General features: G+C 55.9%; 9 protein-coding genes. 2 read left to right on the top strand and 7 right to left on the bottom strand.

Features of this window, described 5'->3' with window-relative positions; translation table 11 throughout:
* Positions 1–36 precede the first annotated feature (36 nt).
* From WDJ57_RS16320 to WDJ57_RS16305, 4 genes are all read right to left on the bottom strand, one after another.
* On the bottom strand, positions 37–1,014 hold the full coding sequence (locus WDJ57_RS16320) for a D-2-hydroxyacid dehydrogenase (protein WP_338901947.1): 978 nt from the start codon (positions 1,012–1,014) through the stop codon (positions 37–39).
* 78 nt (positions 1,015–1,092) lie between these two features.
* The gene (locus WDJ57_RS16315) at positions 1,093–1,914 is read right to left on the bottom strand and encodes an ABC transporter ATP-binding protein (RefSeq protein ID WP_338901946.1); all 822 of its coding nucleotides are present in this window, start codon (positions 1,912–1,914) and stop codon (positions 1,093–1,095) included.
* Between the two features lie 191 nt (positions 1,915–2,105).
* A complete protein-coding gene (locus tag WDJ57_RS16310) occupies positions 2,106–3,113 on the bottom strand; it encodes an ornithine cyclodeaminase family protein (RefSeq protein ID WP_338901945.1) in 1,008 nt (335 codons plus the stop codon).
* 120 nt (positions 3,114–3,233) lie between these two features.
* Entirely contained in the window at positions 3,234–4,373 is a 1,140-nt protein-coding gene (locus tag WDJ57_RS16305; protein WP_338901944.1) for a pyridoxal phosphate-dependent aminotransferase, read from the bottom strand.
* 112 nt (positions 4,374–4,485) lie between these two features.
* On the opposite strand from WDJ57_RS16305, the gene WDJ57_RS16300 reads away from it, so the two are divergent.
* Positions 4,486–5,754, top strand: coding sequence for an amidohydrolase (locus WDJ57_RS16300; protein WP_338901942.1), 1,269 nt, complete (start codon positions 4,486–4,488; stop codon positions 5,752–5,754).
* A gap of 115 nt (positions 5,755–5,869) precedes the next feature.
* On the opposite strand, the gene WDJ57_RS16295 is transcribed toward WDJ57_RS16300, so the two are convergent.
* Positions 5,870–6,841: a C-terminal binding protein gene (locus WDJ57_RS16295; protein WP_338901941.1), complete on the bottom strand. Its 972-nt coding sequence runs from the start codon at positions 6,839–6,841 to the stop codon at positions 5,870–5,872.
* Positions 6,842–6,965: 124 nt separating this feature from the next.
* On the opposite strand from WDJ57_RS16295, the gene WDJ57_RS16290 reads away from it, so the two are divergent.
* Positions 6,966–8,195 (top strand): MFS transporter, encoded by a 1,230-nt coding sequence (locus WDJ57_RS16290; protein WP_338901940.1) that lies wholly within the window; start codon positions 6,966–6,968, stop codon positions 8,193–8,195.
* Between the two features lie 49 nt (positions 8,196–8,244).
* On the opposite strand, the gene WDJ57_RS16285 is transcribed toward WDJ57_RS16290, so the two are convergent.
* Positions 8,245–9,438, bottom strand: a complete 1,194-nt coding sequence (locus WDJ57_RS16285; RefSeq protein ID WP_338901939.1) for a Xaa-Pro peptidase family protein — start codon at positions 9,436–9,438, stop codon at positions 8,245–8,247.
* Between the two features lie 285 nt (positions 9,439–9,723).
* A complete protein-coding gene (locus WDJ57_RS16280; RefSeq protein ID WP_338901938.1) occupies positions 9,724–10,485 on the bottom strand; it encodes an IclR family transcriptional regulator in 762 nt (253 codons plus the stop codon).
* Positions 10,486–11,627: the final 1,142 nt, after the last annotated feature.

The following is an 11,627-nucleotide window of genomic DNA, read 5'->3' as shown; positions in this document are numbered from 1 at the left end:
CACACAGGGATCGGTTTGGGTTGGCTGAGAATCGTGCTACAATCCAGTCTCCGGCGCGAGAACGAGATTCTGGAGGTTCTCGATCTCTCCTCCGCCCTCAAGATGCGTGACGTTTTGAACGAGAATGGCAGCCAGGCGCTCCCAGTGTTTCGGTGTGTGACCACCCATATGTGGCGTGATGAGTACGTTTCCGAGGGTCCAGAGGGGGTGGTCAGCGGGCAGCGGTTCGGGGTCTGTCACGTCCAGTGCAACGGCCCGAATGGCGCCATCACGGAGGGCCCAGACGAGATCGTCAGTATCGATCAACCCGCCACGAGCGATATTGACGATAGTCGCGTGCGGAGGAAGCGTGATGAGTTCCTCGCGACTGATAATGCCTCTGGTGGTTTCGGTCAGTGGAGACGCGAGAACGAGGTAATCGGTCTGTGCGAGTGCATCGTGAAAGTCAATCGGGTCGAACCCGATGACTCGATCTGTCGGGCCGCCTTTCGACGGTGTGTACCGAACACCGATAGTGTTGACCTCGAACCCTTGAAGGCGTTTTGTCACCTCGAGACCGATGGAACCCAGCCCGACGATAGTCACGGTACTTCCCGTCAATTCGGACGCTTGATAGTGGCGCCACTCATGGCGTTGCTTCTGTCGTAGCCCCTCGTGGAGCCGTCGGCTGAACATGAGAATGTAACCGATGACTTGCTCTGCCAGGCCTGGGGCGTGAATCCCCCCTGCGTTCGTCACCGCGACGTTGTGCTGCTTGAGTGCCTCCAGAGGGAGGTGATTGATTCCCGAAAAGGCACAGGCGAACATCTCGAGGTATTCGGCCCGAGAGAGTGCCGTCTCACAGATATCGACACCTGTCGCGATCCACGCTCGTTCGATCAGTTCCTGTTCCTCGTGTGGCGTTGCGGCTCTCTGAACGTCGTAGGAAGGCAGTTGCTCGCGAAGGTAGGTCGCATACGGTTCGGTCGAGAGCCCTTCTGTCCCTCGTCTGAGGACGAGTATTCGTTTTTTCATCGCTTAGGTCCTAATTGTGGCAGTACTACGACCGAGTCACGTCCAGAGGTCGGACGAGCGTCGAGAAGGTACAGCACCCTACTCTTGGAAGTATTCATAGGCATCAGATACAAGATCCTGAAACCGGGCATCAGTGCGGATGTCGTCCTTGCGTGGCCGTTCGAGGTCAACATCGATAATGTCCATAACACGGCCAGGACGAGAACTGAGGACGACGACCTGATCAGAGAGGTAAATCGCCTCCTCGAGATTGTGTGTGACGAAGATGATCGTCTTCCGGGTATCCCGCCAGATGCGAAGAATTTCACGGTTCATGCGGTCACGGGTCAGTGCGTCAAGTGCACCGAAGGGTTCGTCCATCAACAGGATTTCCGGGTCGTATATGAGGCTTCGGCAGATCGAAACTCGTTGTTGCATCCCGCCAGATAATTCGTTCGGGTACACGTCTTTGAACCCTTCGAGGCCGACGAGGTCGATCAACTCTTCAGCGCGCTTTCTGTAGTGATCCATCCCCTCTTCGATGGTGCCATTTTCGGACATGATTTCGATTGGGAGCAAGATGTTGTCCATCACGTCGCGCCATTCGAGCAGCACTGGCTGTTGAAACACCAGTCCGACAGACTGGCGGTCGTGGTTTGGGCTCTGGACGTTCGTGCCGTTGACCAGAACCTCGTTTCGAGTTGGTTCGATGAGTCCACTGGTCATATGCAACAGCGTCGTCTTCCCGCATCCTGAGGGGCCAACGATGCTGACAAATTTCCCAGAATCGATATCCAGGTCGATATCCTCCAGGGCAGTAACGGCTTCGTCGCCGTCACCGTACACTTTTGAAACGTCATTAAATGAAATGATTGGATTGGTCCCTATACCTTCAGTGCTATGCCCATCTATTTGACTCATGTTGTATAATACACGAGTGTTGTGAAATAATATAAAACTTTCTCACGGCAAATGTCCACTCGGCCGTGACTTGCCGGCGAATCAGCCTGCAGTGAAACGGGAGCACGTCGGTCGGAGACCGCGGCGCTGACAGTCGGGGCGACGCTGCTTGGCCCGCAACCGGTGTGCGACCCACTCTCTCGTGTTCCGTGTCACTCGCGCTGATACGCCTTGACGAACGAGGCCATGCTGAACCCCTCGCTGGCAGGCGTAAGGTCCACAGTCGACCCTAGTCCAGCATCCAGCGCACGGTTGTAGAGCATGTTCGCTCCAGCTATCGTCTCGACTGCGGTGCCGGAACTCGAAAACAGCGTAATCTCGTCGTCTTCGGTTCGGCCAACTGCATCACCACCCACGATATCACCCAATTCACAGTCGTAATCGTCTTCGGTCACCTCGCCCTCAGAGAGAAGTTCAGTAAACGAACTGTGACCGTCGAGCGCACGTTCCTCGTGGTCACAGACGTACGTCGTTCGCTGTATACTCGCAGCATCAATGCGTTCGTACCCGACTGCATTAACGTGTGTCCCGGCTTCCAACCACTCCCCCTCGAAGACGGTGCCACTCGCTTTGGTGGCCGAGACGAGAATATCGGCGCCTTCGACAGCAGCTTTACTCGAGTCAACGGCTGTCGCTTCGACATCGAAGGTCTCGGCCACCTCCGCTGCAAAGTCTTCACGGTGCTCTCTGGTCGGCGAAAAGACCTGAATATGGTCGAAGTCACGGACGACGTCGATCGCCTCGACCTGTGCTCGGGCCTGTGAGCCGCTGCCGATAACGCCGACTGTCTCGATGTCGTCACGGGCCAAATAGTCGGTGGCGACGCCGGCGGCGGACCCAGTTTTGAACGGATTCCAGCTCCCGCCGTCGAGAACGGCAAGCGGGGTTCCGTCTTCGTCGTCGAAGAGCACCGTGATGTACCATCCATCGACGCCCTCGCCCGTCGAGAACATGTATCCACCCATGACCCCTGAATCAGGGAGAGCCGCGCTGTAACTGATCAGACTCGTCGTGTCGTCGGCATTGGCAGATTTGTCTGGATTGTCTGCGTCTGCGCCCTCGCCGCGTTGGCGGAATCCGTCGTTGGATGCCTCGACGTAGTCACTCATCTCTGCGAGGTCCGCCACCTCTTCTGCGGTCAGATATAGTACCTCTGTCATCCCCAGAATAATTTGATACATAAGTAATTAATCTTTCGGTGCTATCCAGAACCCAAACCATAGGCCAGGAGTTTTGAATGAATGACCGACTCTAGAGAGTTTCGAGAGAAAACGCACATCTCACCGAGTTTCGAGCCACTGCTCGAGGCGATCGAAGCCAGTGTCGATTCGCTCACGCGAGTTCGAATACGCGATACGCAGCCGACCAGCACCACTCGGCCCGAAGACAGTTCCCGGAACCGTGGCGACGCCCGCCTCTCGGAGGAGGTCTCTGACGAAGGCTTTGTCGTCTGACTCGCCAGGGATGGTCGGGAAGGCATAAAACGCGCCTGCCGGTTCCGGCATCTCCATCCCAGGAATGTCTTCGATACGGTCGAGTATGGTTTTCCGTCGATTCGTGAACGTTTCGACAAGTGGTTGATGGAGATCACCCTCCAGTGCTCGAATGCCGGCATACTGCGAGACAGACGGTGCGCAGGTGGAACTGTACTGTCGAACGCGGATGATCGGGTCGATGAGATTGGCTGGTGCACCAAGATAGCCGAGCCGCCAGCCAGTCATCGAGTAGGCCTTCGAGAAGCCGTTCACTGTTATTGTTCGCTCGTACAGTTCGTCATCCGAAGCGGGAGTGCGGTGGGCCGTCTCGCCATACACAATCTTCTCGTAAATCTCGTCCGAGAGAAGCAGCAGGTCGTGCTCGAGTACGACCTCTTTGAGGGCGCGGAGGTCGGCTTCAGAGATGGCGCTGCCAGTTGGATTGTGCGGGCTGTTCACCACGACAAGAGCCGTGTCGTCGGTCACGGCCGCTCGCATCGCCGCTACATCCGGCCGGAAGCCGTTCGTGGGGTCGAGTGGATACCGACGTGGCACACCACCTGCGGCTCGGATACCGGGTTCGTACGTCCAGCAGGGGTCAGGGATGAGTACTTCCTCACCAGGATCGACGAATGCGAGCAGGGTGAGAAAGATGGCCTCTGTGGCCCCTGCGGTAACAATAATCTCACTCTCGGGGTCGTATCGAACGTCGTTTTCGTCATGGAACTTCTGGCTGAGACGCTCTCGCAGCGGCAAGACGCCATAGTTCGACGTGTAGTGGACGTGGCCGTCGTCGAGTGCCTGCTTTGCGGCACTCTTGATTGGGTCGGGCGTGTCGAAGTCTGGGCGTCCTATCTCGAGGTGGACGATGTCTTCTCCCTCGCGCTCGAGACGAGAACATTCCTCGAAGATATCCCTGATCCCCGAAAAGGGGATGTGGTCCATCCGTTGGGCAGGCATACGATGGTACTTGGGAAAAGCAGTATATAAACTAGCCCACAATCGCAAGGATAGGTGGCTCCAATACCGTTTTAACGAACGAACACCGAGGTACGCCATGGCATACCTGACAGAAAAGACACTGTCTGAGGTACGGCGCGACCTGCATGCCCACCCGGAAACGGGGTGGAAAGAGTTCCGGACGACGGCACTCGTCGCGGAAGAACTCGAAGAACGCGGGTACGATGTCTCTCTCGGTGCGAACGCGGTCAACGTCGACGGACGGCTGGGCGTCCCCGAAGACGAAGAACTCGCCGCTGCCGTTGAACGTGCCCGTCGGGAAGGCGCCCCCGAGGCGTACCTCGAACGGCAGCAGAAAGTCACAGGACTCGTCGCCGAGCAGACGTTCGGAGATGGAAGCGGCCCTGTCGTCGGTGTCCGTGTCGACATGGACGCTCTGGAACGGGCCGAAGCAATGGACGACGAGCATCGGCCAGCGAGGGAGGGATTCGCCAGTACCCATATGGGCGAAATGCACGCCTGCGGCCATGACGCACACACGGCCATTGGACTCGGCCTTGCACGGGAGTTCGCAGGGGAAGTCGATTTTGACGGAACGCTGCGCTTGTTTTTCCAGCCAGCAGAAGAGGGAGGGCGGGGAGGGAAGCCGATGAGTGAGACGGATCACATCACAGATGTCGACTTTCTACTGGCTGTCCACGTGGGGTTGGATATGGAAACCGGAACCGTTGACGCTGCACGTGAACGTCCCCTTCCCAACGCGAAAGTCGACGTGACCTTTCGAGGCGAACCCGCACACGCAGGACAGAACCCCCAGGCGGGACGAAACGCATTGCTGACGGCGACCACGGCAATCAACAACCTCTATGCAATCCCACGCCACTCCGACGGGAAGACCCGTATCAACGTGGGACACGTTCATTCGCCGAACCCACAGAACATAATCCCAGAAGAAGTAGAGATGCGCATCGAGGTTCGAGGAGGGACGACCGAACTCAGCGATTACATGCAGGGCTACGCAGAGCAAATCGTACAGGCGGCGGCAGATATGCACAATGTCGACATCGAAACCGAGCTCTATGGAAAAACGACCACGTTCGAGGCCGACGAGTACGTCGCTGATGTCGTTGCTACGCAGGCAGCCACTGTCGCGGGTGTGGAAGAAGTATTTGATCGTGGCGCTTTCAGTGGCAGCGAAGACGCCTCGTACCTCATCCGGAAAGTACAGCAACACGGCGGCGAGGGAACGTACGTCGGTATCGGTGCGAGCAACACGTTTGGTCACCACCACCAACGATTCGACATCGACGAAGATGCGATAGAGATTGGCGTCGACGTGCTTGCACGCTCCGTCCGATCGGTATAGGTGAACGGGTCACCGGCGTCGGGGGCTGACTACCTCGAGAAGCGAACATGCTTGTGATAGCGAAACGCGGCACGCCTCGACCACGCAATTCCGATGGGGAGCCCGAGCCACAGAGTCACAGTGGGAGTTCCTCCAAGACGCGCGTGTTGACGACGTGTTCCGGAACTTCGCCGTCGAGCACTGTTCGGACGTTCTGTGCAACCCGGTGGCGGAGTTCCCGCAAGCTCTCCTGTGAGTAGTATGCCATGTGTGGCGTGAGTACGACTGAGGGTTCGTCGAGGAGCGAGTCATCCGACGATGGTGGTTCCTCTGTCAGCACATCCAGACCCGCGCCACCGATCGTCCCGTCTTCGAGCGCTCGAGCGAGTGCGGGCTGATCGATGAGCCCGCCGCGAGCCGTGTTGATCAGTATTGCCGACTCTTTCATCACCTCCAGTTCACGACTGCCGATCATCTTGGCCGTTTCGTCAGTCAGGGGTGTGTGCAGCGAGACGACGTCAGACAGCGCAAGGAGGTCGTCGAGCGGGACCCGCTCGACACCGTGTTCTTCGGCCAGAGCCGGCTCTGGGTACTGCGTGGTGAGGACGTCCATTCCGAGCGCCTGCGCCTTGCGCCCCAACTCCTGTCCTGTCTGTCCGAATCCGACAACACCGAGAACCTGGCCGTCGATTCGGTGAATTGACTTCGTCGTTCGATTCCAGTGGCCCTCCCTCACTTCGGAATCGGACTCGACAATTCGCCGCTGGACTGCGAGCATCAACCCGAGTGTATGGTCAGAAACCTCGGAGATGCAGTGGTCTGGAACGTTCGTGACGACGATTCCGCGCTCTGTCGCCGCTTCCAGATCCACGTAATCAACGCCGATTCCAGTTCGTGAGACCACCTGACAGTTTGGCATTCTGTCCATGAGAGTTGCATCGACGGTCTGGTGACTCGAGATGATGGCGTCAGCATCGACAACCAGCTCCTCTACCGTCTGTTCGGATGCTTCAGCGTTGACAACCTCCGCGTCGATCTCGGTGAGAATCTCCCGCTCGATGTCGAGCGTTCTCGGAACGTTGTCCGTGAAAACGACTTTGTAAGTCATACGCACCAGTACCCAGCAATAAGTAATAATTGTTCGCCTCTCCCCGTTCGACATCTCCGATATGTCCACTGAGAAAGGCTAAAACTAAGTATGTCATGCACAGAGATTGAGAGTACTGGATTATATGTCCAAATTCCGTATCGAGGAGAGAAGGGCTCGGTTGACCGAGTCACTTCGCGAATTGGCGAGCGAGGGGAGGGGGTGGGCCCTGACCGTCGTTGCCCTCGGGTGGCTGTTATTGCTGGGAACACGCCTGATATTTCCAGCACTCCTCCCGGAGATCAAGACTGCGTACGGACTCAACAATGCAACGGCGGGCGGTATCATCTCCGCTATCAGCATCACAGTCGCGACGATGCAGTTCCCGTCGGGCGTGCTCGCCGATCGAGTCGGAGAGCGTATCGTCCTCGTCATCGGGATGGTCGTCGCGGCAATCGGGCTGACTATCCTCTCGACACTGCCCGTGCTACCGGCGTTCCTCGTCGGCGGCATTCTGTTTGGGATTGGGATGGGCTCCTTTGGCTCCCCGCGGGTAATGGTACTCTCGAACCTCTACCCGAAACGTGACGGGACGGCGATTGGCATCACGTTTTCCGCAGGTCACGTCGGAACGTCAACTCTCCCCTTCGTGGCTGGAACGCTGATGATTCTGTTTGGGTGGCAGGTTGGCTTTCTGTACGTCATTCCGCTGTTTCTGTTCACCGCGTTCGGTTTGTGGCGGTTCGTTCCGGCCCGGACCGAGCGAGCGAGCAGCGAAACGCATAAATCGAGAAAAGCAGCAATCAGAGAGATTCTGTCGGTCGTTACTCGGCGACAGATCCTTCTCACCTTCCTGGCACTGTCACTCTGGTCGTTCACGTTCGTCGGTATCACAACCTTTCTGCCGACGTATCTTATCACGGAGAAGGGTCTCAGCCCGCAGTCAGCGACGGCAATCTACAGCCTGCTGTTCGTAACCGGACTTTTCGCCCAGGCAGGGGCTGGGAACGTTGCCGACCGACACGGGTATCGGCGGGTGTTACTTCCGCTGTCGGCAATCAGTATCGTCCCGCTGTTTGTCTTCCCCTTCGCCGATGGCGTGTGGCTTCTTGGCGGACTCGTACTCCTCATGGGAACACGGCTAGGGTTGATGCCAGTGACGAATGCGTATCTCATCTCGGCTGTCCCGGATGAAAGTCAGGGGTCGAGCTACGGGCTTGTTCGCTCTTTCCAGGCATACATCGGCTCGACCGGGGCAGTATTCGTTGGCTTTTTGGCCGATAGCGGGCTCTTCGACGAGGCGTTTCTCATACTGGCCGGCAGTACAGTCATCATGACAGTGATCTACCTCGCGCTTCCCGTCGAAGGGTCATGAGGAGAGGAGGGAAAATCCAGAAGGACAAAACGCCAGCGGGAGAGCCGATTTAGACCGTTATTATTTTTCTCGGATAGTCACCGAGGACTTCACACCCGTCCTCGGTCACGACATACGTCTCGCTGTGGAGCATCCGGAGTCCTTCCTCCCCGATACCGCCCGGATAATTGAGCGTGTCGATAGACGGGTTCGAGTGGAACGTCATGCCAGGTTCGAGAACTGTCTCGTCGCCTTCAGTGAAGCTCGCGGTACCCTCCCCCCAGCTCGTCAGACCGAGGCCGATGGCGTACCCGCTTCGAGAGGCCTTCGGATGAGTGGCTTCGTTGCGATAGATTTCCTCGACTTCCTCACAGGTTCGTCCCGGTTCGACGGTATCGAGAATGAGCTGAAGGTCCTGATTCAGTTCCTCCCACAGCGCCACAAGATCGTCCGGTGGATCGCCGACATAGACGGTGCGGCACAACGGACTGTAGTAGTTGTGGAGACACCCTGAGAACTCGATGCCGAAGACGTCTCCATCCTGGAACTGCCGACCATTCGCAAAGCGGTAGTGATAGGGACCATACGCCGGCGTTGACGCTGGCATCTCACCTCCAGATTCCTCGGTACCGTTGAGCAGTGTGTGTAACACGTCAGCCACAGATTCGTTCTCACGAACGCCTTCAGCGATGGCTTCCTCGGCAGCTTCCATCCCCAGGTCTGTAATCCGGGCAGCCTCCCGCATATACTCGAGTTCGCGGTCGGTCTTGACTAGATACTGTCTGGTGACCATCTTGGAAACGTCCTGGAACGTCGCATTCTCGAACGACTTCTGGAGGCGTTCGAACGAATCAACGGTCAAATAATCGCTCGATTTTTCGACGCCGATTGTCCCATCAGCACAGCCCTCCTCTTCGACCAGTTCTTTCACCCACTCGACGGGGTGATACAGTGAATTGGGAGCGTAGTCGTCAGAGTAACACTGGACATTCTCATCATCCATCCACGTGGTGATTTCGGCTGCACGAATCTCCATGTTCCGTCCCGTGAACACCGGCTGCTCTTTATCACGGAAGACGAGCAGCATCTGGAACGTGAACCAGGAGTCGCTTTCGTATGCCGAAAGGTAATGCTGGTTCGTCGGGTCCGTCAACAGGAGAACGTCGAGACCCCGCTCGGCCATCTTTGCCTGGGTTTGTTCAACACGCTCTCTGTAGACTCTGTCTGGAAACGGCCGTTCGTAGTCGCTTGCAATCAGCGGCATCAAGCACTACTGCGCAAGATAGATAAATAAACTTATCCATCCAGTTAATAGATAATTGTGACTTTCACCGGACACACAACGTAAGTATGTACAGGAAAAGCGACGTGATAAGAGACACCCCCCACTTCCGCTGGGCCGCTCTGACAGGCGCCACTGGTTCTGTTTCGAATCTCGTTTAGCCTCGTTAAATTGTGTGGGTGTCTCACTGGACGTCATCGCTTCTCGAATATATCCACCGCGTGCCGACCGAGCGAAACGTGGAGTAGGCTGCGAGAGACGCGTAAATTACAGATACGACACGTTGATACCGATGACAGTGGCCGCTTGTTTGACCAGCTCGGGAATCTCGTCCCTGAACCGCGTGCCTTTCAATCGACTGGCAGGGCCCGAAACGCTCACCGCACCAAGAACACGGCTATCGTTGTCCGTAATCGGTGCAGCAACGCATCTGATGCCTTCGGCCCGTTCTTCACCGTCGAACGCGACACCGTTCTCCGCGACGGTATCGAGAATCTCCCAGAACGTGTCCCGATCGGTAACAGTATTCGGGGTCTGAGCAACGAGACCGTGCCTGTCAATAATCTCCGTCGTACGGTCCTTGGGGAGATGGGCCAGGATTACCTTTCCAAGCGCCGACGAATGGAGATATTGCCGAGTGCCGATTTTCGTATCCAGATTAATTGCTTCGTCACCCCTGGCAATGTAGAGGTAATATCCGCGGCCGTGTTCCTCGATCATCAGATTGGCCAACTCACCAGTCTTATCCGCCAGCTTGTCGAGTTCAGGTTTAGCGACTTCGTACAGATCGTGTTCCTGCCGAGTAGCTTCGCCCAGCTGAAACACCCTCATTCCGAGATGGTATTTGCCGCCTCTCTTCACGACGTATTCGTGTTCCTCAAGCGTGCTGAGATGGTGGTGGACAGTTCCTTTCGTATACCCTAGCTCGTCGGCTAATTCGGTGATCCTCGCCCCATCAGAGCCACTCAACGCATCCAGTATCGTGAGCGTCTTTACGCTGGTTTTTATAGGATTTTTCGCGACTGTCATTCGTTTCTATTCCCGGAGAGGGTTTTCAACCTATTAAATCCTGCCGTTTTGAGTTTACACATAGCCACTAGTAACCCATAAAAGTAGACGACCATAGAGAAAAATTCGAGGATATCAAAACAGCGGGTGCGCAATATGAGTGTGCATTTCACGTCGTTAAATCTCGATATTTGACCCGGTGCAACAAGCGAAAGAATCATAAGACGCTCAGCAGCGTAGAGCTCCATTACAACAATACGGTTGTAATTTCTAATCCACGCAAGTGAGACCGTGTTGAGCCGGCATAGATAACACCTTTTGCCTCAAATGGCATATACCGCTTCATTGGATGTTTGCCGACAAATAGTGGTATTTTAAGTCCATAGTGTGGAAGATATACATAATTGATGGGATAGAGTTCAGATATAGGTTTGGATTTTATCGGCCAAATATGTTTAATACGGTATAAAATATAAAAGGCCAGTATGAGATGTTTATGGCCCATATTCGCCCATTATTTTGTATTTTTAGCTCCAATTTTCGAGAACCCATCCTATAAAGTCCACAAGATGGGAAGCTGCCAGGAATGAACAGACGAAACGTACTCTCTCAGTGTGTGCTGTCAGAACAATTAAGCTCCAAGATATAAAGCGGATGCTTGCGGTTCAAAGCAATACGTTCACATATATCCAAGCTATACAATCGAATAGGTGTAGAACAGATGATTTTGTCATTATCCACTACACGTCCCTAGTAGTACCCGACATATTGCGGCAATCCAACTAGACTTTTACCGTAGTCGGCGACAACCCTGCCACGGGCATCCCCCACGTTCCGTTCGAGCGCTGGAAGCCCGTTAATCCAGTCTTCTTTGCCGTTCATGTGGCGTCAGCGCTACTCGATTCCGCCGGGCTGGATAGTTTCCCCACTCGGGAAGACAACAGCGAGACTGGCAGGTGCAGCGCCTGTGTACTCAAAAGACGTGAGAGTGGTCCCGACTGCCTCGAGAGCCTCACTCTCTGCTAGCCTGGACCGAGTGGCCGTTTCCCCGTTCGCTATGGTCTGACGCGCCAGGCGGATCTCGAGGCGGTCATCCTCCAACTGGGTATCCGACGGCCAAAAGTACGCAGGTGTAGCGATACCGGTTCGAAGGCTCGTCAAGA

The organism is Salinibaculum sp. SYNS191, from assembly GCF_037338445.1.
In the GTDB taxonomy this organism is placed as follows: domain Archaea; phylum Halobacteriota; class Halobacteria; order Halobacteriales; family Haloarculaceae; genus Salinibaculum; species Salinibaculum marinum.
Note: the sequence above shows the minus strand (reverse complement) of the source record. Positions and strands in the feature narration are given on the sequence as shown.